Below are 20682 nucleotides of genomic sequence, written 5' to 3'. Positions count from 1 at the left end.
TTTCCACCGTCTCAGGCCCGTTGTCTGCGTATCCGACGTATTTACGGCCGTACCCAGGACACCATCAGGTGCGTCAGGCCGGCCGCTGCGTGGATCCTATTCTGTTCCGTCCGGAGGAATTTCGGGCAAGCCTTCGCTGGCCCGTAGCTTCTCCGCCATCGAGGTGAGCAGATTCTGTGATTCTTCGGACAGGTCGAATGCCCTACTCGACAGTCGACGAAGTCCATAACCCTGCAGCTGCGCGAGCAGCTCCAGGTCGTGATCGATCTTGGCCGCGTAGATATCGTTGAAGAAGTAGTCAGGCTTGACCTTGAAGAACTTCGCCAGGGCGGCCACCGTCTCGTCGGACGGATTCGTTCGTTGTCCCGACCGCAACTGCGAGAGATACGGCTTCGAGATCGGATGCCCGGAGGCAGTCAGCGCAGCCGCAACCTCTGCGTTGGTGTGCGGCTTGCGCCCCGGGGGATGCACGGTTTCGAACAGCTTGTTCAGCCGCGCCGCGAAATCAGCCATTGTGAGCCGCCCAATTCCCTTCACTGTACTAACAGTCGTTATCTCGGATACGTATCATTGATATTAGCGGCTCAGTAACTGAAAACCTACGCCTGATTGGGGATTTCTCTACGATTTCCGACGCTCACCTGCGTGCAGGGGCGGCGGCGGTCGCGTTTGCGGGTCGCGCCAACGACTCTTGTGGAGCGCCGGGGTCCCCGGGTTCGTGCCCGTCGCAGGGTTCTTCCACCATGACCCCATGATAGCCCTAAGATAGCTGACATCTCATGATCCCCCTGCCCCCCGTGACTTTGTGGCGTACGACACGTTCCGGGCGCCCTGGGATGAATGTTCAACCTGGGCGCCCGGTTTCGGTAAGTGTCAGTCTACAGGCGCTCGATGATGGTGCCTGTCGCGAGTGCGCCGCCGGCGCACATGAGCACCATGGCAGTGCCCTGACCTGTGCGTTCGAGTTCGTGTAACGCGGTTGTGATCAATCGGGAGCCGGTCGAGCCCACAGGATGCCCGATTGCGATCGCGCCGCCGTTGACATTTACCCGTTCCATGTCAGGTTGATGTACGGAAGCCCACGAAAGTGCGACCGACGCGAATGCTTCGTTGATCTCGAATAGATCGATATCGCCAATGGTCATTCCGGAGCGCTCGAGCAGTCGGGTGCACGCCTGCACCGGGCCGTCCAGATGGAACTCCGGTTCGGCGCCGACGAGTACCTGGGTGTGAATCCGGGCGCGCGGACGCAAACCCTTTCGGCGCGCGACGGTTTCGTCCATCAGCAGCACGGCGGCGGCGCCGTCGGAGATCTGCGACGAGGTGCCCGCGGTGTGGATGCCGTCGGCCACGACCGGTTTCAGTGCCGCCAGTCCTTCGCGGGTGGTCGCGCGCAGACCCTGATCGCGGGCGACCTCCACCTTTTCGCCGGTGGCCGCGCCCTCGCTGTCGAGTACCGGCGCCGAGATCGGAAGCACCTCGCGGTCGTAGCGGCCCTCGGCCCACGCCTTGGCCGCCAATTGCTGGGAGCGCAAACCGAATTCGTCGATATCGGATCGGGTGATCCCGCGCCTGCGGGCGATGCGCTCGGCGGCGCCGAACTGGTCGGGCAGATCGATCGACCACGACGCGGGCCGTCGCGGCCCCGCCTCGGTGCCGACATTGGCGCCGAGCGGCACCCGGCTCATCGCTTCGACGCCGCATGCGACGCCGACGTCGATCGCGCCGGTGGCGATGAGGCCCGCGATGAGGTGGTTGGCCTGCTGGGCCGAGCCGCACTGGGCGTCGATCGTGGTCGCGCCGGTCTGCCACGGCAGGCCCGCGTGCAGCCAGGCGACGCGGGTGACGTTGTTGGATTGCTCGCCCGCCTGGGTGACGCAGCCGCCGATCACCTGCTCGACCTCGGCCGGGTCGAGGCCCGCCCGGTCGAGTAGTCCGCGCTGGGCCAGGCCGAGCAATTCGGCGGCGTGCAGTCCCGAAAGTTGCCCTCGACGTTTGCCGATGGGGGTCCGCACGGCCTCGACGATCACGGGTGTGCCCATGTGATTCTCCCTTATAACTGCAACAGGTTCTGATCTTGAGCTCAGGGTAAAACCGCGAGGTTCTTCCGTCGCGGCGACCGCTATGCTTGAATGATTATAGAACGTGTTTCAGTTTGTCGAAGGAGACATCTGGTGGTAGATCCGAGCACCGAACACGCCGGCCCTGTGACGGGTGCCCGGCCGAACCTGCCGGACGGGTTCGACGTTACCGACCCGGCCATCTACGCCGAGCGGATTCCGGCCGAGGAGTTTGCCGAACTGCGTCGTACGGCCCCGATCTGGTGGAACCCGCAGTCGCCCGAGGTGGGCGGGTTCCATGACGACGGCTTCTGGGTGGTGAGCAAGCACGCCGACGTCAAAGAGGTGTCGCGCCGCAGCGATGTGTTCTCCACCTTCGAGAACACCGCGATCCCGCGCTTCAACGATGACATCCAGCGCGAGCAGATCGAACTACAGCGCTTCGTCCTGTTGAACAAGGACGCCCCCGAGCACACCAAGCTGCGCAAGCTGATCGCCAAGGGCTTCACCCCGCGCGCGATCAACGGCCTGCGCGCCGAACTCTCGGCCCGTGCCGAAGGCATCGTGAAGCGGGCGGCCGAGTCCGGCAGCGGTGACTTCGTCACCCAGGTGGCGTGTGAGCTGCCGCTGCAGGCGATCGCCGAACTGATCGGTGTGCCGCAGGAGGACCGGATGAAGGTCTTCGACTGGTCCAACGACATGACCAGCTACGACGATCCGGACAGCACTGCCGATCCGGTCGCCGCGTCGATGGAGATCCTCGGCTACGCCTACCAGATGGCCGAGGCCAGGAAGGCCTGTCCGGCCGACGATCTGGTGACCACACTGATCGAGGCCGACGTCGACGGCGAGCACCTCACGCCGGAGGAATTCGGCTTCTTCGTGATCGTCCTGGCCGTCGCGGGCAACGAGACGACCCGCAACGCCATCACGCACGGCATGATCGCCTTCATGGAGAACCCCGACCAGTGGGAGTTGTTCAAGAAGGAGCGCCCCGCCACCGCGGCGGACGAGATCATCCGCTGGGCGACCCCGGTGACCTCCTTCCAGCGCACCGCGCTCGAGGACACCGAACTCGGCGGCGTGCAGATCAAGAAGGGCCAGCGCCTGGTCATGCTGTACCGCTCGGCAAACTTCGACGAAGAGGTTTTCGAGAACCCGGAGAAGTTCGACATCACCCGCACCGACAACCAGCACCTGGCCTTCGGCGGCACCGGCGCCCATTTCTGCGTCGGCGCGAACCTGGCTCGGCTCGAGGTCGATCTGATCTTCAACGCGATTGCTGATCATCTGCCCGATATCACGCAGATCGGCGATCCGAAACGTCTGCGTTCGGGTTGGCTCAATGGGATCAAGGAGCTGCCGGTCGATTACAAGTCCACCGGTTGCCCCGTCGCGCACTGAGTCGCTGACAACGAGAACAGCCCGAGACCGAAAGGTCCCGGGCTGTTCTCGTGTTTGCCGCTATGCGACGGGACGCGTGGTCGCTACCGCGCGGTCCACTTCCCAGAAAGCGCGCAAAGCGGCGATCTTTCCCTCGGCGTCGACCTTGTAGGTGAACACACCCTCGGCGTCGATGACGTGGCCGGCCATGGTGGTGCGGATCAGGCCGGTGAAGGCGATTTCGTTCCCGCAGGCGAAAGAGTCCTCGAAGCGGAATTCGATGGATTCGGTGAGGGCGATGGCCTTGTCCCAGAAAGCGCCGATGGCCTCGTGGCCGCGGTGGCCGACACCCTCGGGGTCGAAACCCGAAGGACCGACGGGATCTTCGACGATGCCGTCCTCGGCGAACAGGGCGACCCAGGCCGCCCGGTCCTTCGCTCTGACCGCGGCCTGGGATGCCAGGCCCGCGGCACGGGCGGTGCGTTCGATGGTGGTCATGGCTGCACCTTCGCGATGATGGGGTCGGCGATGTACTTCTCGGCGAACTTGCGCAGCGAGTCCTGCTTGGCCGCCAGCTCGCCGTCGAACCCGATGCCGTCGGCCAGCCACGGCACCACGATGTTGTCGGTGACGCCCGCGTCGGCCAGGTCCTGATAGCCGTCGCGGCCGAACTTGTCGATGCAGACGGACTGGATCTCGAAGGGCTCCCCGGACCGGCCGTACTCGGCACGCAGGTCGCGCAGCGTGCCGATGGTGGTGACCAGGTCGTCGAACTTCATCATCGCCGAGGTCCAGCCGTCACCGATGCGGGCGGCCCGGCGCAGCGCCGGGCCGGTGTGCCCGCCGATGTAGAACGGCACCCGCTCGCTCGGCGCGGGGCTCATCTGCAGCTGATCGAAATCGAAGAACTCGCCGTGGAATTCGACCATGCCGCCGTCGAGGACGAGCCGGATGACCTCGATCATCTCGTCGACTCTGGCGCCGCGGCGCGCGTACGGGACACCGCACCATTCGAATTCCTCAGGCGCCCAGCCGATCCCGATGCCGAACCCGAACCGGTTGCCCGACAGGTTGGCGATCGAGCCGACCTGTCGGGCCAGCAGCAGCGGATTGCGCGAGCCGAGCTTGAGAACATTGGTGTAGAAGCGCAGGTTCGTGGTGACCGCGGCCATGGACGCGGCGGCGATCAGCGGATCCACCCACGGAGTCTCCGGGCCCCAGAAGCGACTGCCGTCGGGGGTGTACGGGTAGTCGGCGGCCTGCGACTTCATGTAGAACAGCGAATCGGGCAGGCCGATGGAGGTGAACCCGCATTCTTCGGCCGTCTTGGCCAGCTCGGTGAGCTGATCCAAGGGGCTCAGTGCGACACCGAGGGTGAATTTCATGCCGGACGCTCGCTTCCCACGACCCACATCGAGAAGTACTGGGAGCCACCGCCGTACGCATGGCCGAGGGCCTTGCGCGCGTTCGGCACCTGGTAAGCACCCGCGCGGCCCATCACCTGCTTGGCCGCTTCGGCGAACCGGATCAGGCCCGAGGCGCCGATCGGGTTGGACGAGAGGACGCCGCCCGACGGGTTCACCGGAATGCGCCCGCCGATCTCCGTCTCACCCTTGTCGGTGAGCTTCCAGCCGTCGCCCTCGGCCGCGAAGCCGAGATTCTCGAGCCACATCGGCTCGAACCAGGAGAACGGCACGTAGATCTCGGCGACGTCGATCTCTTCCAGGGGGTCGGTGATCCCGGCCGACTTCCACAGGGCCGTGGCCGCGTCCCGGCCCGCCTGCGGATTCACCTGGTCGCGGCCGGAGAAGGTGGTCGGCTCGGTGCGCATCGCGGTGCCGTGTACCCAGGCCACCTTCTTGCCCTCGGCTTCGACCACCGCGGCGGCCTCGGCATCGCCGATCACCACGGCGCACGCGCCGTCCGACGACGGGCAGGTCTCATCGAAACGGATGGGATCCCAGAGCATTTGGGATGCCAGCACCGACTCGAGGGTGATGTCGGGCTGATGCAGGTGTGCGAGCGGGTTCTTCGCGCCGTTGCGTCGATCCTTCACCGCCACCATCGCGCCGATGTGCAGTGGTGCGTTCGAGCGACGGATGTAGGAGCGCACGTGGGGGGCGAAGTAGCCGCCCGCGCCCGCGCCGACCGGCATGGTGAACGGCACCGGAATCGACAACGCCCACATGGCATTCGACTCCGACTGCTTCTCCCAGGCGATGGCGAGGACGCGCTTGTGCACCCCACCCTGCACCAGGTTGGCGGCGACGACGCCGGTCGAGCCGCCGACCGAGCCCGCGGTGTGCACGCGGATCAACGGCTTGCCCGCCGCTCCGAGCGCCTCGGCCATGTACAGCTCGGGCATCATGACGCCCTCGAAGAAGTCGGGGGCCTTGCCTACGACGACAGCGTCGATATCGGCGATGGTCAGACCCGCGTCATCGAGTGCGCGATCGATGGCCTCACGGCACATGCCCGACATGGACACGTCCGTACGTTTTGTCACGTGATGGGTTTGGCCGGTGCCGAGCACCGCTGCGGGGAAGCTCACTTGACCTCCATGACGGCGACCAGATTCTGCTGCAGCGCAGGGCCGCTGGTCGCATGAGCGAGGGTCCGGTTCGCGGTGCCGGACATGATGGCTTGGGCGGCGCTGCCGATTCGTTCGAGACCCGCGGCGAACATCGGATTGGCGGCGAGGGCGCCGCCGGAGGGGTTGATCCGGGTGTCCGCGGACAACCCGATCGCTTCCGCGAGGATCAACTGCTGGTGACTGAACGGCGCGTGCAGCTCGGCCACGTCGAAGGTGGTGTTGCCGCCGGTCGCCACCGCGGCCGCCTTGGTGGTGGAGGGCGAGCGGGTCAGATCGCGACCGCCGAGCGCCTGGGCGTCGATGTTGTGCGCGATTCCGGTGATCCACGCGGGCCGCTCGCAGAGCTCCCGTGCGCGATCGCCGACCGCGAGCACGATCGCGGCCGCGCCGTCGGTGATCGGCGCGATGTCGTGGGCGCGCAGCGGGTCGGCCACATAGGGTGCGCCGAGGTCACCGCCCGCGACCGCCGCCATGTCCTGCTCGGTCCACCGGCCGGAGTCCAGACCGGCACGTGCCTGCAGACCCGCGATCGAGACCGCGTCGGGCCACATCGGCGCGACCAGGTAGGGGTCGAGCTGCATGGTCAGCACCTGGCGCAGCGTGCCGGCCGACGACTTGCCGAAGCCGTACACGAGTGCGGTCTGCGCCTGTCCGGAACGCAGCTTCACCCACGCTTCGTAGAGGGCCCATGCGGCGTCCATCTCCACGTGCGATTCGTTGATCGGCGGGACGGCGCCGATCGCATCGATCGCCGAGATGAACGAGAACGCGCGTCCGGCAAGGAAGTCGGAGGACCCCGAGCACCAGAAGTCGATATCGGACTTGGTGATGCCGAGATCGGCGTAGAGCTGCTGGAAGCACGGCACGAGCATCTCGACGCCGTTGGTGGTGCCGTGGGTTTCGGGTACGTGTGGTGCGTGGGCGAAGCCCACCACCGCGATCTCGGGCAGGCTCGCGTCGCTGCCGGAGGATGCTGATGTGGTCAACGTCGCCTCTCTAGAGGTGGTGCTGGTAGGACTCGTAGGGAGCGTCGGGCTCCCCGGTGGGCCGGAAGTGGTCGATATTGGCCAGCGTGTGGCCCCACTCCTCGCGGGGTTTCCACACCGCCTCGACCTGCATGCCCATCCGCACCTCGTCGGCCGCACAGCCGAGGATCAGGTGCAGGACCGGGATGTCGGCGCCGTCGAGGAGCACATAGGCGGCCACGTACGGCGGCTTGATCCGCTGGCCGAGGAACGGCACGTTGACGATGCAGAAGGTGGTCACCGTGCCCTTGTCGGACAGCTCGACCAGATCGTCGGTGGGTCTGCCGTCGGTCGGGTTGGCGCCGCGCGGCGGGAAGTACACCCGCCCGCCCGCTTCGGAGCGGCCGCCGATGAGCCTGCCTTCAGCCAGTCCGCGCAGGTAGACGCTCTCCTGGGGAGAGGCCGTGTGCTTGTAGTCGAGGTCGACGGGCGTGGTCAGGATGGTGATCGGTGTTTGTTCGGAGTAGTCGGCGGGGCTGGTGCGCTCGCCGGGTTCGAAGCAGGCGATGTCCTGGATGCGGCCGGTTCGTTCGTCGGCCCAGCGGGCACTGACCCGCATTCCGGTGCTGAGTTGTCCTGGGTCGGTCACGTCCAGGGCATGCAGCAACGCCGTGTCGGCGCCGTCGAGCTGGATCAGCGCCCAGGCGAACGGGCGGTCGAACGGTTGGCCGGGCAATGGCTCGGACACCCACGTCCAGGACGTAACGGTGCCGGTCGCCGCGACCTCGACCAGTTCCGCCAGCGCCGCGCTGGTGTGCGGATCGTATTCGGGCGGTGGCACGAGTATTCGCCCGTCGCTGCCGCGCGCGCCGAGTATCCGGCGTTCGCGCAGTCCGGTCAGAAAAGCGCCGATGATGGGTCCGACGGACCTGGTGTAGTCGAATCGCACCCTCAGGGGTGCACTCAATACTTCCACTGCGGTATTCCCCTGGGTCACGATATCGAGTAGAACAGGTTCTTATTCTGCTCGCAAGGATTCGCCGAAAGGGCGCCGATCATGAAATTCGGATTGCAACTCGGATACTGGGGCGCGCAGCCGCCCGCCAACGCAGGCGAGCTGGTGGTCGCGGCCGAGGAAACCGGCTTCGACGCGGTGTTCGCGGCCGAGTCCTGGGGCTCGGACGCCTTCACGCCACTGGCCTGGTGGGGCTCGTCCACCGAGCGCGTGCGATTGGGCACCTCGGTGGCGCAGATGTCGGCCCGCACCCCCGCGGCGGCCGCGATGCACGCGCTCACGCTCGATCACCTCAGCGGCGGCCGGGCGGTTCTCGGCCTCGGCGTCTCCGGCCCGCAGGTGGTGGAGGGCTGGTACGGCCAGCCCTTCGCGCAGCCGCTGCGGCGCACGCGCGAGTACGTCGACATCGTGCGCAAGGTGCTGGCCCGCGAGGCGCCGGTGACGTCGGACGGCAAGCACTACGGCCTGCCCTACACGGGCCCCGCCGCGACCGGGCTCGGCAAGCCGCTCAAGCCGATCGTGCATCCGCTGCGCGCCGATCTGCCGATCTGGCTGGGTGCGGAGGGTCCGAAGAACGTCGCACAGACTGCTGAGATCGCCGACGGCTGGCTCGCGATCTACTACGCACCCCGACTGGCCGGGATGTACAACGAGTGGCTCGACGAGGGCTTCGCGCGGCCGGGCGCGCGCCGTTCGCGCGACGACTTCGAGATCGCGGCGAGCGCGCAGGTGGTGATCACCGACGATCCGGCGGGCGAGATCGAGCGGATGCGCTGGGTGAGCGCGCTCTACATCGGCGGCATGGGCGCGCCGGAGCTGAATTTCCACGCCCAGGTGTACAAGCGGATGGGCTACGCCGCCGAGGTCGACGAGATCTCCGCGCTGTTCCAGGCGGGGCGCAAGGCCGAGGCCGCGGCGGCGGTGCCCGACGAGCTGATCACCGACACCGCGATCTTCGGCGACGAGGCGCATGTGCGCTCCCGGTTGAAGGAATGGGAGGACGCGGGCGTGACGATGATGCTGATCTCGGTCTCGGATGCCGAACAAATGCGTCGGCTCCAACCCCTTGTCACCATGTAGAACACGTTCTAAATTCGAAGGGTGAGCCAGCAGACAACGGAAGTCCTCGGACTGTGGAATATCGCCGAGGCCGATCCCGAACGGATCGCCCTCGTCGACCCGGACGGTAGAGAGATCAGCTATCGAGAATTGGCCACCCTCGCCAACCGGTACGCCAACGGGCTACGCGGCATCGGATTGCGCACCGGCGACGTGGTGGTCAGCATGCTGCACAACGGGGTCGAGGCGATCGCCGCGTACTTCGCCGCCTACCAAGCCGGTTTCTATATCGTCGCGGTGAACTGGCACCTCACCGCGCCGGAGATCGCCTACATCCTCGGCGACAGCGAGGCGTCGGCGTTCCTGGCCAGTGAGCGGTTCGCCGACACCGCGGCCGAGGCCGCCGACCTCGCCGAACTGTCCGCCGACGCCCGTTTCTCGGCGGGCACCATCCCCGGCTTCCGGCCGGTGTCCTGGCTCGGCGCCGCCGACACCGGTCGTCCGGACGAGCGGTCCATCGGCGCGCCGATGCTGTACACCTCGGGCACCACCGGTCGGCCCAAGGGCGTTCGCCGCCCGCTGACCGGCGCGGATCCCGATGTCGTTCCCGCGGCCAACCAGGCCTACTTCAGCCTGTTCGGCCTCGGTCCCTACGACGATCACGTGCACATCTGCGGCTCGCCGCTCTATCACACGGCCGTGCTGAACAACTCGACGATCTCGATCCAGATGGGGCACAAGCTCGTGCTGATGGATCGCTGGGACGCCGAGGGCATGCTCGCGCTGATCGAAAAGTACAAGGTCACCCACAGTCACATGGTGCCCACGCAGTTCAACCGGCTGCTGGCCCTGCCCGACGAGGTGCGGGCCCGCTACGACATGTCCTCGCTGCGCAGCATGATCCACGGTGCGGCGCCGTGCCCGCCGGACACCAAGCGACGCATGCTCGAGTGGTGGGGACCGGTCGTCACCGAGTACTACGCCGCGACCGAGGGCGGCGGCACGGTGATCACCGGCGCCGAGTGGCTGGAAAAGCCGGGCTCGGTGGGCAAGGCGTGGCCGTGGTCGGTGGTGAAGGTGCTCGACGAGCAGGACGGCACCGAACTGCCCGCGGGCAAAGAGGGCCTGATCTACATGAAGATGGGCGCATCCAGCTTCGAGTACCACAAGGCCAAGGAGAAGACCGAGGAGTCGCGCGTCGGTGAGATGTTCACCGTCGGCGACATCGGCTACTTCGACGCCGACGGTTACCTGTTCCTCTGCGACCGGCGTTCGGATCTGATCCTGTCCGGTGGGGTGAACATCTACCCGGCCGAGATCGAGGGCGTGCTGATGAGCCACCCGAAGATCGCCGATGTGGCGGTTCTCGGTGTGCCCGACCCGGATTGGGGTCAGCAGGTGAAGGCGTTCGTGCAACCGGTGCCCGGTACCGAGGGCAGCGACGAACTCACCACCGACATCCTCGAATTCGCCGCGAGCCAGCTCGCGAAGTACAAGCTGCCCCGCACGGTGGAATACCGTGCGGAGCTGCCCCGCGATCCCAACGGAAAGCTGTACAAGCGCCGCCTGCTCTGAATTGGCGTTCCCGCTCAGACGGGCTCGCGCCACTCCGGCTCGAGCCCGAAGAGCGGGAACAGGCGCTGGGTGTCGAGGAAGAAGTTGAGGCCGGCGATGGTGTCGCCCTCGAGTTCGAGCACCGTGATCGACCACGGCACCCAGACGCCGGGCTCCTCGCTCGGCTTGTAGTGGCCGAAGGCGGGCGAACCGTTGGCGCCGACCAGCGGCACCATCCGCGAATTGCGGCACGCGCTGCCCGTGCTGAGCATGAACGCGGCCACGTTCTCCGGGCCCGAGATCCAGAGATCGAACGGCGGCATCGACAGCGCCACATCGGCTTTGAGCAGGGTGGTGAGCGCGTCCATGTCGTAGGCCTCGAACGCCTTGACGAAATCGTCGATCAGTTTGCGCTGATCCGGATCGGTCTCGTCGAAGCTGTCGGCCACGGTCGGCTGCACCTTCGACATGGTGGCCCTGGCCCGCTGCAGCGCACTGTTCACCGACGCCGGCGACATCATCAGCGCCTCGGCGGTCTCACCCGCGGAGAAGCGCAGTACCTCACGCATGATCAGGATCGCGCGCTGAGTGGCGGGCAGGTGCTGGCAGGCCGCGACGAAGGCCAGGCGCAGCGTGTCCCTGGTGGAGGCATGGTCGGCCGGGTCGGCGCCGAAGGCCAGCGCGTTCGGGATCGGCTCGATCCACACGTAGTCGGGCTGGGGCATGGGCAGCGGTGAATCCGGGCGGCCCGGCCCGTTGAGATCCATCGGTCTGGCACGACTCTGGGGACGGTCGAGCATGTCCAGACAGATATTGGTGGCGATCTTGTAGAGCCACGAGCGCAGACTCGCGCGGCCCTCGAAGGAATCGTAGGAGCGCCAGGCGCGCGTGAAGGTTTCCTGCACCGCGTCTTCGGCCTCGAAGGAGGACCCGAGCATCCGGTAGGCATACGCGCACAACTCGCGCCGATGCGTCTCGAATTCGGCGAGTACAGCGGGATCAGGGCCGGTGGTGGCGGTTGTGGCGTCGCTCATAGTTTCACGATGCCACAGGGGTCCGACAGCGGACAGAGGCGAAAACGGACTATCGCGATTTCGCGAACTTCGCGCGGTTGCGATGAATCCGCGTCGACCGCCACGTCTACATGTTCGAGACCGCAACGACGCCCCGAAAGGCTGATCCCATGAGCAACAAGATGATCTTCATCAACCTCCCCGTCGCCGACCTCGACCGCTCCAAAGGCTTCTACGAGGCGCTCGGCTGGAAGGTGAACGAGGACTTCACCGATCAGAACGCGGCCTGCATCGTCGTCGACGACAACATCTGCCTGATGCTGCTGACCAAGGACTTCTTCACCACGTTCAGCAAGCGCCCGATCGCTGATACCGGGGCTGCTATCGGTGCCGCTTACGCGTTGTCACTCGGCAGCGCGGCGGAGGTCGACGCGCTCACCGACGCGGCCGTGGCGGCGGGTGCCGCTGAAGAGGTGAACGACGACAAGAAGGCGCAGGAGGCTCAGGTCGGGATGCACGGTCGGACGTTCATCGACCCGGATGGGCACCAGTGGGAGCCGTTCTTCATGGACTACCCGGGGGCGTGACGACGCGAGCGCCGGCACGCTCGAGCGCGGCCCCATGGGGGGCCGCGCCGTGCGGGGGGGCGGGAGTGGGGTTGTGGCGGATCAGGTGCCGGAGAAGTTCGGCTTGCGCTTCTCGGCGAAGGCTCGCGGGCCTTCCTTGGCATCGGCTGATCTGAACACCTCGATGCCGATCTTCGCCTCGATGGGGAACGCCTCGTTCTCCGGCATGGCCTCGGTTTCGCGCAGGGTGCGCAGCATCGCCTGGACGGCGAGCGGGCCGTTGTCGGCGATCTGGCCTGCCAGCGTCAAGGCTTTGTCGAGGGCGGTTCCGTCGGGGACCACATGGCCGATCAGGCCGATGTCCTTGGCCTCCGCAGCGGTGATGTGCCGACCGGTCAGCAGCAGATCAGCGGCCACGGTGTACGGGATCTGCCGGGCCAGCCGCACCGCGGAACCACCCAGCGGGAACAGGCCCCACCGGGCCTCGGAGACGCCGAACTTGGCGCTTTCCCCCGCCACGCGCAGGTCGGTGCCCTGCAGGATCTCGGTGCCACCGGCGATGGCAGGGCCCTCGACTGCCGCGATCAGCGGCTTGGCCAGTCGCCGCCCCTTCAGCAGCGCGGGGAGGTAGGCCGGGTCCCAGCTGCCGCTGGCGGCGGTGTCCCCCGGATGCGACGAGCTCATCGCCTTCAGATCCATCCCCGCGCAGAAGGCCCCGCCCGCACCGGTGAGGATCGCGACGCGGATGTCGGGATCGCTGTCCACTTGGTTCCAGGCGTCGAGCATGATCGCCATCATCTCGCTGGACAGGGCGTTGCGGGCCTCCGGCCGATTCATGGTGACGATGAGGACATGGTCGCGCTTCTCGACCAGGCAGTGGGCCATTTTCGTACTCCTGACAAGTTGAGTCTTGTCAGAAACAGTAACACGTTCTATTTTTGTCTTTGTGAGCTACAACATAGCCGATCTCGTCGAACATGCCGTCGACTTGATGCCCGACCGGATCGTGCTGGTCGGCGAACATCGAGAATCGACCTACGCCGAACTGGAGGAGCGGGCCAACAAGTTGGCCCACTACCTGCTGGAACAGGGTGTGCGTCCCGGCGACAAAGTCGGAATCTATTCCAGGAACACCGTCGAGGCCGTCGAAGCGATGGTGGCCGTCTTCAAGGCCAGGGCGGTGATGATCAACGTCAACTTCCGCTACGTCGAGAACGAGTTACTGCACATCTTCGACAACTCCGACATGGTCGCGCTGATCCACGAGCGCCGCTACACCGACAAGGTGGCGGCGGTGCGGGAGAAGGTGCCGGGCCTGAAGACGGTGATCGTGGTCGAGGACGGCACCGATGGGCCCACGGGCGCGGACACCGTGGAGTACGAAGCGGCGCTGGCCGATTCGTCGGGTGAACGAGACTTCGGTGAGCGCTCGCCCGACGACATCTACATGCTCTACACCGGTGGCACCACGGGTCTGCCCAAGGGCGTGATGTGGCGGCACGAGGATGTCTGGCGCGTCCTCGGCGCGGGCATCAACTTCGTCACCGGCGAGTACGTCAAGGACGAATGGGAGCTGGCCAAGGTCGGCGCGGCCAACCCGCAGATGGTGCGGTTCCCGATCCCGCCGATGATCCACGGCGGCTCGCAATGGGCCACCTTCCACAGCCTGTTCGGCGGTGGCAAGGCCGTGATGATTCCCGAGTTCAGCGGGCACGGTGTGTGGCAGGCCGTCGACAAGCACGGCATCAACCTGATCTTCATCACCGGTGACGCGATGGCGCGCCCGATGCTCGACGCTCTCGCCGAAGGCAACCCGGAAACCGGTGAGCCCTACGATCTTTCGACCCTGTACGTGCTGGCCAGCAGCGCGGCGCTGTTCTCGCCGTCGCTCAAGGACAAGTTCCTCGAGGTGCTGCCCAACCGGATGATCTCCGACTCCATCGGCTCCTCGGAGACCGGTTTCGGTGGACTCTCCCTGGTCGCCAAGGGCGCCACCCACACCGGTGGTCCCCGGGTGAAGATCGACGCGGCCACCCAGGTGCTCGACGAGGATGGCAATCCGGTCGAAGCGGGTTCCGGCGTCGTCGGCCTGCTGGCGCGCAGCGGGCACATCCCGCTCGGCTACTACAAGGACGAGGTCAAGTCGGCCGCGACGTTCAAGGTGATCAACGGGGTTCGTTTCGCGATTCCCGGTGACTACGCCCGCGTCGAGGAGGACGGCTCGGTCACCATGCTCGGCCGTGGTTCGGTGAGCATCAACAGCGGTGGCGAGAAGATCTACCCCGAAGAGGTGGAGGGCGCTCTCAAGGCCCACCCCGATGTCTTCGACGCCCTCGTCGTCGGCGTCGAAGACGCCCGCTGGGGCCAGCGCGTCGTGGCCGTGGTTCAGTGCCGTGGCGACCAGCGCCCCACGCTGGCCGACCTGAAACCGGTACTGGCCCAGGAGATCGCGTCGTACAAGCAGCCACGCAGCCTGTGGTTCGTCGACGAGATCAAGCGCTCGCCCGCAGGCAAGCCGGACTACCGCTGGGCCAAGTCCCAGACGGACGAACGCCCCGCCGACGAACACGCTGAGGCGGGTTCGGCCTAGCACCCGCTCCTCACGAAGCCCGCCCGGCAGCGTCGCCGGGCGGGCTTTCGTCGTGTTCGAAAACAGTTGCGGACAACCGGGTTCCGGTCAGCGATTGCCGAGTTCCGAGAGTTGGTAGGCCAATCGGCCACGCACCGCGGGGATGCGGCTGAGAAGGCGCAGGGCGGTGTTGCGCGCGAAGCGGATCGGCGCGGACTGGAAAGTGGCCATCGTGGTCATGCGATCGGTGAACGCCACGACGTCGAGGGCGATCGGCCTGCGGACGGTTTCGTAGGTATCGAGGATCGAATCAGGTTCGCCTGCGGTGACTTTCGTCAGGAGGGTGGCGAGCAGGCCGGCGTCCTGGATGCCGGTGTTCATGCCCTGTCCGCCTGCCGGGCTGTGCACGTGGGCGGCGTCGCCTGCCAGGAAGATGTGGCCTGCGCGGTAGTGGTCGGCTACGCGGTGGTGGACGCGGAAGCGGGAGCTCCACAGGACCTCGTCGACTCGGATGTCGCCTGCGGGGCCGCGTGTGTTCAGGAGGGCCTGGACGTCGTCGAGGGTGGGGTGTTCGGGGGCCTCGTCGACGGTGGCCACGACGCGGTAGCGGTTGGCCTCGTCGTCGGGGAGCGGGGCGACGACGGTGACGCCTTCGGGGGAGAGGTGCAGCGAGACCTCGGTGCGCGCGGTCGGCCAGCTCATGCGGACGTCGGCCAGGATGAACGACGCGGGGTAGGTGTCGCCGGTGAAGTCGATGCCCGCTTGCTCGCGCACGACGCTGTGCATGCCGTCGGCGCCGATGACGTAGTCGGCCCTGATCGCGCCGTGCCGGTCGTGCTCATCGGTGTATTCGACAGTCACGCTACTGTTTTCGCCGGTGACGCGGGTGACGGTGAGCGGCCGGTGCACGGTGCCGCCCAGCTTGTGCAGCCGGTCGAGCAGAACCTGCTCGGTGACGTCCTGCGGCACCATCAGCGTGTACGGGAACGCGGTGGGCAGATCGCCGAACTCGATGGTGGCCAACGTCTTCGCGCCGTCGTGGAGCTTGAACGTCGGCACCTTGATGCCGCGTTCGACGAGTTCATTCGCGATACCGAGCCCGTCGAGCACCTCGAGCGTCCTGGCATGCACCACCGCGGCCCGAGACGTGTTGGCGCCCTCGCCGAGTCGGTCGAGCAGGACATGGTCGACGCCGGCTTCGGCGAGCACGATCGCGGCGGTGAGCCCGGCGGGACCCGCGCCGACGATGACGACGGAGGTGGCTTCGGGCAGTGAGGTAGCGGGCATTTCGACTCCTGGTCAACGCTTGTTTGCCAACGCTTGTAGGCATAACGGTAGACCCGCTCACGGATGAAAGTCAACAGTTGTTGGCCTACAATCGTTGACATGCCTGACCAGGAGATTCCCACCCGTCGTTCCGACGCGACGAAGGCCGCCATCCTCGAGGCCGCCCGTGCCCGCTTCGCCGCCGACGGCTACGCCAAGGCCACGATCCGCGCGATCGCCGCCGACGCCGAGATCGATCCCTCGATGGTGATGCGCTATTTCGGCAGCAAGGACGGCCTCTTCGCCGCCGCAGCCCAGATCGACCTGGACCTCCCCGACCTGAGCACCGCCGACCCGAACGCCATGGGCGAGTTGATGATCCGCCGATTCCTCGAGATCTGGGAGGGCAACGACAACACCGTTCTGCTGATCCTGCTGCGCTCCTCGATCACCGACGAGGCGGTAGCGGCCCGATTCCGCGAGATCTTCGCCGACCAGGTCCTGCCCGCCGTCCTCCGCTTCGGCACCCCCACCGACGCCCCCCGCCGTGCCGCGCTGATCGTCACCCAACTCCTGGGTCTTGCCCTGTGTCGCTACGTCCTGCGGCTGCCCCCGGTGGTCGCGCTCACTCCGCGACAGATTATCGAAGACATCGCCCCCACCCTCCAGCGCTACTTGACTACGGCGGCGACCGTCGATGAGGCAGCGGAGTATGTGCGGGACACGAGTGCGGAGCTGAACGCGCGACTGTCCTCGCAATGACCGGGTCTTCGGCGTGAAGACGCGAAAAGGGCCGGTACCGATCGGATTCGATCGGTACCGGCCCTAGGACGAGAGTGGGCTAGTTCGCCAGCTCGGCGCCCAAGGCGAGGAGGTGGGGAGTTGCTCCGCCGAGCGCGAATTCGTTGTGCTTGGCGGCGGTGAAGTAGTTGTGGGTGATGTGGTCGCGGTCGATACCGAGGCCGCCGTGGATGTGGACGACGGTGTGGGCGACCTTGTGCCCGGCCTCGGCCGCCCAGAACTTGGCGATGTGAATGGACTCGGCGGCGGGGAGGTCCTCCGAGAGGCGCCAGGCGGCCTGGGTGACGGTGAGGCGCAGACCGCCGATGTCGATGTAGGCGTCGGACAGGCGCTGGGCCACCGACTGGAACGAACCGATCGGCTTGCCGAACTGTTCGCGGGTGCGGGTGTGCTCGGCGGTCAGCTCGAGTGCGCGCTCCAGTGTGCCGAGTTGCAGGGCCGACAGGCCGAGCCAGGCGTGTTCGCGCAGCCAGGTGAGGATGTCGGCGCCCGCCTCGATGCTGCCGAGCAGTTCGGCCGGGGTGGCGGCGAGATCGACGGCGAACTCGGGGCTCAGGTCGACGATCTGCTGAGCGGTGCGGGTGACCGAAGCGTGCTCCGGATCGACCACGAAGACGCCGACACCGGTGGAGGTGATGGCGGGCACCAGGATTCGTTCGGCGCGATCGGCGACGGCGACCGTGGTCGCGGTACCGGTGAGCGTCCACCCGGCGCCGGCGGGCTCGGCGACGATCCCGGGCGCGTCGGTGGTGGCGCGCAGCTCCTCGGCGAGCGCTGCGGTGAGCACGATCTCACCGGCGCCCGCCCGCGCGGCCAGCTGCTGCTGGGCGGCATTACCGAACTTCGCCAGCGCGCCCGCGCCGAGGACGATCGACCACAGGTAGGGCACCGCGGCGACCACACGGCCGAGTTCACGCAGGATCGCGGTCTGCTCGAGCATGCCGAAATCGCTGCCGCCCAGGGCTTCCGGCAACGCGGCGGCCAGCACACCGGTCTCGGCGAGCGACTTCCAGAGCTGCTCGTCGAAGCGGGCAGCGGTGTCGAGTTCGCGCAGACGATCGGCGGTGACGAGCTTGGCGCAGATCTCGCCGGTCAGCCGGGCGAGATCGGTCTGGGCTTCGGTGGGAGTGAAATCCATGGGGAGATACCGGCTTTCGGGATCAGCGGGCGGACGCGGGCTGGCGCAGGGCGGTCATGGCGATGATGTCGCGCTGGACCTCGTTGGTGCCGCCGCCGAAGGTGAGAATCAGTGCGGCGCGGTGCATCCGCTCGAGCCGGCCGAGCAGGGCGGCGCCGGGGGAGTCCTGGCGCAGGTACGCGTGGGGGCCGACGACCTCCATCAGCAGGCGGTAGGCCTCGGTGGAGAGTTCGGTGCCGTAGACCTTGCAGGCGGAGGCGTCCCACGGCTTCGGCGCGGCCTCGCCGCCCTGATCGGCGCGGCTGGCGATCTCCCAGTTCAGCAGCTTGAGGTATTCGACCTTGGCGTGCACCCGAGCCAGGTTGAGCCGGGCCCATTCCTGGTCGATCACGCGCTTGCCGTTGGGCAGGGTGGTTTCCCGTGCCCACTCCACGGTCTGCGCGACCGCCAGGCTCAGCGGACCCGCCGAGGTGAGGGCGACTCGCTCGTGATTGAGCTGATTGGTGATGAGCGACCAGCCGCCGTTCTCGGGACCGACCACCGACGAGGCGGGCACCCGCACGTCCTGGTAGTAGGTGGCGCTGGTGTCGGGCCCCGCCATCGTGTGCACCGGCGTCCAGGAGAACCCGTCGACGTCGGTCGGCACGATGAGCATCGTGATGCCCTTGTGCTTCTTGGCGGTCGGATCGGTGCGCACGGCCAGCCAGATGTAGTCGGCGTAGGCGATGAGGCTGGTCCACATCTTCTGGCCGTTGATGACGAAGTCGTCGCCGTCGCGCACCGCGGTGGTCCGCAGTGAGGCCAGGTCGGTACCGGCGCCCGGCTCGGAGTAGCCGATGGCGAAGTGCAGCTCACCGGAGGCGATCTTGGGCAGGAAGAACTTCTTCTGCTCCTCGGTGCCGTACTGCATGATCGTCGGCGCCACGGAATTGAGCGTCAGGAAGGGGACCGGCGCGCCCGCGATGGCCGCTTCCTCGACGAAGATCAGCTGATCCATCGTGGTGCGGTCCTGGCCGCCGTACTCCTTGGGCCAGCTCAGGGTGAGCCAGCCGTCGCGGCCCATCTCGCGCACGACCTCGCGGTAGACGTTGCCGGAGCCGTATTCGCCGGTCGTCATGCTCAGCGCCGCGCGGCGTTGCGGCGTCATCAGCTTCGCGAAATATTCGCGCAGCTCGGCGCGCAATTCTTCCTGCTGCGGCGTATACGCGACGCGCATGCTTCCTACCTCGGTGTCGAGCTGAAAGGGCGGGTGGCGGGGCGCAGGGGGTGAGCCCCGCCGAAACCGATCATTGCATATGAACTGGAACATGTTCCAGTATTGATGGTGATTCGGCGCCTGTTCCGCTTCGGGGACCGGGCTGTCTGGGTTAGTGTCGCGAAGACCGTGTGGAAGGAAGTTCTCATGAAGATCATCGTCGATTTCGACCGGTGTGAAGCGAACGGCGTTTGTGTAGGAATCGCCCCTGACATGTTCGAACTTGATGACGACGACATGTTGACCGTCGCCGAGGGCGATGTCGCGCCCGATCGCCTCGCCGACGCGGAGGAAGCCGTGGCGCAGTGCCCCAAGGCCGCGCTGAGGTTGGCGTGATCCGCTCTTGTCGGATGGTGGAACACGTTCTAGAGTCGGCCGAATGAGTGTGACGCAGATTTCATTGGAGGGCCGGGTCGCGATCGTGACCGGTGCGGGCGCCGGGCTCGGCAGGGCCGAAGCTCTCGCGCTGGCGTCGGCCGGTGCGGCGGTGGTCGTCAATGACCTGACCGAGGACGCGGCGGCCGAGACCATCGCCGCCATCCGCGAGCTCGGTGGCAAGGCGGAATTCGTCGGCGGCTCCATCGCCGAGCGCTCGACGGCCGACGCGCTCGTCTCGACCGCGCAGGAATCGCTCGGCGGGCTCGACATCGTCGTCAACAACGCGGGCATCACCCGCGATCGCATGCTGTTCAACATGTCCGACGAGGATTGGGACGCGGTGATCGCGGTGCACCTGCGCGGACACTTCCTGCTCACCCGCAACGCGGCCGCCTACTGGCGCGCGGCATCCAAGGCGGCGGGCGAGCCGGTCTACGGCCGGCTGGTCAACACCTCCTCGGAGGCGGGCCTGCTCGGACCGGAAGGCCAGGCGAACTACGGTGCGGCCAAGGCCGGTATCACCGCCCTCACGCTCACCGCCTCGCGCGTGCTGTCCAGGTACGGCGTGCGCGCCAACGCGATCTGCCCCCGGGCCAGGACCGCGATGACCGAGGCGGTCTTCGCGGACGCGCCCGAAGGTACGGTCGACCCGCTGGCGCCCGAGCACGTGGCCAAACTCGTGGCCTACCTCGCCTCGCCCGCGGCCGACGCTGTGAACGGTCAGGTCTTCGTCGTCTACGGACCGATGGTGGCGCTGATGGCGGCACCGACGGTCGAGCAGCGCTTCGATGCCGCGGGTGCCGAATGGTCCGAGGCCGACCTGGCCGCCACCCTCGGTGGCTACTTCGCAGAGCGCCCCGCGGATCACACCTTTTCGGCGCGCGACCTCCGCGATCTGGGCTGAGCGGTCCAGTCCACGGTTTGCCTGATGTTGGCTGGCCGCACACCTCGCCGGATTTGTCTCGCCTGTCGTGTTGATCACCAGTCCAGGTATTGGTAGACATGACCGTCGGGGTGTGTGCCGCCTCACAGGAAGGTCGCCGATTTGAATAAGTATCCGTTTCAGT

General features: G+C 66.8%; 20 protein-coding genes. 8 read left to right on the top strand and 12 right to left on the bottom strand.

All coding sequences use genetic code 11. From position 1 onward, the window contains the following. Positions 1–96 precede the first annotated feature (96 nt). Both ACFULV_RS18595 and ACFULV_RS18590 read right to left on the bottom strand, forming a co-directional pair. Positions 97–513, bottom strand: coding sequence for a helix-turn-helix domain-containing protein (locus ACFULV_RS18595; RefSeq protein WP_019044759.1), 417 nt, complete (start codon positions 511–513; stop codon positions 97–99). A gap of 365 nt (positions 514–878) precedes the next feature. After that, on the bottom strand, positions 879–2042 hold the full coding sequence (locus tag ACFULV_RS18590; RefSeq protein ID WP_378658159.1) for a steroid 3-ketoacyl-CoA thiolase: 1164 nt from the start codon (positions 2040–2042) through the stop codon (positions 879–881). A gap of 132 nt (positions 2043–2174) precedes the next feature. Between ACFULV_RS18590 and ACFULV_RS18585 the strand changes: the two genes are divergently transcribed. Beyond that, positions 2175–3464, top strand: a complete 1290-nt coding sequence (locus ACFULV_RS18585; RefSeq protein ID WP_378631664.1) for a cytochrome P450 — start codon at positions 2175–2177, stop codon at positions 3462–3464. Positions 3465–3524: 60 nt separating this feature from the next. Here the strand turns inward: ACFULV_RS18585 and ACFULV_RS18580 are convergent, their stop codons facing one another. The 5 genes from ACFULV_RS18580 to ACFULV_RS18560 are packed head-to-tail and all read right to left on the bottom strand — an operon-like array spanning position 3525 to position 7998. After that, on the bottom strand, positions 3525–3941 hold the full coding sequence (locus tag ACFULV_RS18580; protein ID WP_378631666.1) for a nuclear transport factor 2 family protein: 417 nt from the start codon (positions 3939–3941) through the stop codon (positions 3525–3527). Next, a complete protein-coding gene (locus tag ACFULV_RS18575; RefSeq protein WP_378631667.1) occupies positions 3938–4828 on the bottom strand; it encodes a TIGR03619 family F420-dependent LLM class oxidoreductase in 891 nt (296 codons plus the stop codon). Before ACFULV_RS18575 ends, ACFULV_RS18580 begins: the two co-directional genes overlap by 4 nt. Next, positions 4825–5994 carry a thiolase domain-containing protein gene (locus ACFULV_RS18570; RefSeq protein ID WP_378631669.1) on the bottom strand — a complete coding sequence of 390 codons (1170 nt, stop codon included), beginning with the start codon at positions 5992–5994 and terminating at the stop codon, positions 4825–4827. Before ACFULV_RS18570 ends, ACFULV_RS18575 begins: the two co-directional genes overlap by 4 nt. After that, positions 5991–6986, bottom strand: coding sequence for a thiolase domain-containing protein (locus tag ACFULV_RS18565; RefSeq protein WP_378632448.1), 996 nt, complete (start codon positions 6984–6986; stop codon positions 5991–5993). The genes ACFULV_RS18570 and ACFULV_RS18565 overlap by 4 nt, the downstream gene beginning before the upstream one ends. 46 nt (positions 6987–7032) lie before the next feature. Beyond that, positions 7033–7998, bottom strand: coding sequence for a Zn-ribbon domain-containing OB-fold protein (locus ACFULV_RS18560; RefSeq protein WP_378658156.1), 966 nt, complete (start codon positions 7996–7998; stop codon positions 7033–7035). Positions 7999–8058: 60 nt separating this feature from the next. On the opposite strand from ACFULV_RS18560, the gene ACFULV_RS18555 reads away from it, so the two are divergent. Beyond that, positions 8059–9096, top strand: a complete 1038-nt coding sequence (locus ACFULV_RS18555; protein WP_378658154.1) for an LLM class F420-dependent oxidoreductase — start codon at positions 8059–8061, stop codon at positions 9094–9096. 21 nt (positions 9097–9117) lie between these two features. Beyond that, on the top strand, positions 9118–10650 hold the full coding sequence (locus ACFULV_RS18550; protein WP_378631673.1) for an acyl-CoA synthetase: 1533 nt from the start codon (positions 9118–9120) through the stop codon (positions 10648–10650). 14 nt (positions 10651–10664) lie between these two features. Here the strand turns inward: ACFULV_RS18550 and ACFULV_RS18545 are convergent, their stop codons facing one another. Beyond that, positions 10665–11663 carry a sigma-70 family RNA polymerase sigma factor gene (locus tag ACFULV_RS18545; protein WP_378631675.1) on the bottom strand — a complete coding sequence of 333 codons (999 nt, stop codon included), beginning with the start codon at positions 11661–11663 and terminating at the stop codon, positions 10665–10667. 149 nt (positions 11664–11812) lie between these two features. On the opposite strand from ACFULV_RS18545, the gene ACFULV_RS18540 reads away from it, so the two are divergent. After that, a complete protein-coding gene (locus ACFULV_RS18540; RefSeq protein WP_378631677.1) occupies positions 11813–12229 on the top strand; it encodes a VOC family protein in 417 nt (138 codons plus the stop codon). 81 nt (positions 12230–12310) lie between these two features. Here ACFULV_RS18540 and ACFULV_RS18535 read toward each other — a convergent pair whose 3' ends face one another. Then, entirely contained in the window at positions 12311–13093 is a 783-nt protein-coding gene (locus ACFULV_RS18535) for a crotonase/enoyl-CoA hydratase family protein (protein ID WP_378658152.1), read from the bottom strand. A gap of 61 nt (positions 13094–13154) precedes the next feature. Here ACFULV_RS18535 and ACFULV_RS18530 point away from each other — a divergent pair, with 61 nt between their 5' ends. Further along, positions 13155–14798 (top strand): acyl-CoA synthetase, encoded by a 1644-nt coding sequence (locus ACFULV_RS18530; protein WP_378658150.1) that lies wholly within the window; start codon positions 13155–13157, stop codon positions 14796–14798. An 87-nt stretch (positions 14799–14885) separates the two neighbouring features. Here the strand turns inward: ACFULV_RS18530 and ACFULV_RS18525 are convergent, their stop codons facing one another. Continuing rightward, entirely contained in the window at positions 14886–16064 is a 1179-nt protein-coding gene (locus tag ACFULV_RS18525; protein ID WP_378658148.1) for an FAD-dependent oxidoreductase, read from the bottom strand. 99 nt (positions 16065–16163) lie between these two features. Here ACFULV_RS18525 and ACFULV_RS18520 point away from each other — a divergent pair, with 99 nt between their 5' ends. Continuing rightward, positions 16164–16805, top strand: a complete 642-nt coding sequence (locus tag ACFULV_RS18520; RefSeq protein ID WP_378658145.1) for a TetR family transcriptional regulator — start codon at positions 16164–16166, stop codon at positions 16803–16805. 79 nt (positions 16806–16884) lie between these two features. On the opposite strand, the gene ACFULV_RS18515 is transcribed toward ACFULV_RS18520, so the two are convergent. Both ACFULV_RS18515 and ACFULV_RS18510 read right to left on the bottom strand, forming a co-directional pair. Then, positions 16885–17982: an acyl-CoA dehydrogenase family protein gene (locus tag ACFULV_RS18515; protein WP_378658143.1), complete on the bottom strand. Its 1098-nt coding sequence runs from the start codon at positions 17980–17982 to the stop codon at positions 16885–16887. Between the two features lie 22 nt (positions 17983–18004). Next, positions 18005–19198, bottom strand: a complete 1194-nt coding sequence (locus ACFULV_RS18510; protein WP_378658140.1) for an acyl-CoA dehydrogenase family protein — start codon at positions 19196–19198, stop codon at positions 18005–18007. Positions 19199–19384: 186 nt separating this feature from the next. Between ACFULV_RS18510 and ACFULV_RS18505 the strand changes: the two genes are divergently transcribed. Continuing rightward, the gene (locus ACFULV_RS18505; protein WP_056819344.1) at positions 19385–19573 is read left to right on the top strand and encodes a ferredoxin; all 189 of its coding nucleotides are present in this window, start codon (positions 19385–19387) and stop codon (positions 19571–19573) included. Positions 19574–19616: 43 nt separating this feature from the next. Next, entirely contained in the window at positions 19617–20519 is a 903-nt protein-coding gene (locus tag ACFULV_RS18500) for a 3-oxoacyl-ACP reductase (protein WP_378631687.1), read from the top strand. Positions 20520–20682 lie beyond the last annotated feature (163 nt).

The organism is Nocardia sp. NPDC057272, from assembly GCF_042668615.1.
GTDB lineage: Bacteria > Actinomycetota > Actinomycetes > Mycobacteriales > Mycobacteriaceae > Nocardia.
The sequence above is the reverse complement of the archived record's forward strand: the minus strand, read 5'-3'. Positions and strand labels throughout refer to the sequence as shown.

What these genes read in the sequence shown, in the direction of transcription:
- ACFULV_RS18595 (WP_019044759.1), bottom strand. Translation starts at nt 513, where the DNA reads ATGGCTGATTTCGCGGCGCGGCTGAACAAGCTGTTCGAAACCGTGCAT.
- ACFULV_RS18590 (WP_378658159.1), bottom strand. Translation starts at nt 2,042, where the DNA reads ATGGGCACACCCGTGATCGTCGAGGCCGTGCGGACCCCCATCGGCAAA.
- ACFULV_RS18580 (WP_378631666.1), bottom strand. Translation starts at nt 3,941, where the DNA reads ATGACCACCATCGAACGCACCGCCCGTGCCGCGGGCCTGGCATCCCAG.
- ACFULV_RS18575 (WP_378631667.1), bottom strand. Translation starts at nt 4,828, where the DNA reads ATGAAATTCACCCTCGGTGTCGCACTGAGCCCCTTGGATCAGCTCACC.
- ACFULV_RS18555 (WP_378658154.1), top strand. Translation starts at nt 8,059, where the DNA reads ATGAAATTCGGATTGCAACTCGGATACTGGGGCGCGCAGCCGCCCGCC.
- ACFULV_RS18545 (WP_378631675.1), bottom strand. Translation starts at nt 11,663, where the DNA reads ATGAGCGACGCCACAACCGCCACCACCGGCCCTGATCCCGCTGTACTC.
- ACFULV_RS18540 (WP_378631677.1), top strand. Translation starts at nt 11,813, where the DNA reads ATGAGCAACAAGATGATCTTCATCAACCTCCCCGTCGCCGACCTCGAC.
- ACFULV_RS18535 (WP_378658152.1), bottom strand. Translation starts at nt 13,093, where the DNA reads ATGGCCCACTGCCTGGTCGAGAAGCGCGACCATGTCCTCATCGTCACC.
- ACFULV_RS18525 (WP_378658148.1), bottom strand. Translation starts at nt 16,064, where the DNA reads ATGCCCGCTACCTCACTGCCCGAAGCCACCTCCGTCGTCATCGTCGGC.
- ACFULV_RS18520 (WP_378658145.1), top strand. Translation starts at nt 16,164, where the DNA reads ATGCCTGACCAGGAGATTCCCACCCGTCGTTCCGACGCGACGAAGGCC.
- ACFULV_RS18515 (WP_378658143.1), bottom strand. Translation starts at nt 17,982, where the DNA reads ATGGATTTCACTCCCACCGAAGCCCAGACCGATCTCGCCCGGCTGACC.
- ACFULV_RS18510 (WP_378658140.1), bottom strand. Translation starts at nt 19,198, where the DNA reads ATGCGCGTCGCGTATACGCCGCAGCAGGAAGAATTGCGCGCCGAGCTG.
- ACFULV_RS18505 (WP_056819344.1), top strand. Translation starts at nt 19,385, where the DNA reads ATGAAGATCATCGTCGATTTCGACCGGTGTGAAGCGAACGGCGTTTGT.
- ACFULV_RS18500 (WP_378631687.1), top strand. Translation starts at nt 19,617, where the DNA reads ATGAGTGTGACGCAGATTTCATTGGAGGGCCGGGTCGCGATCGTGACC.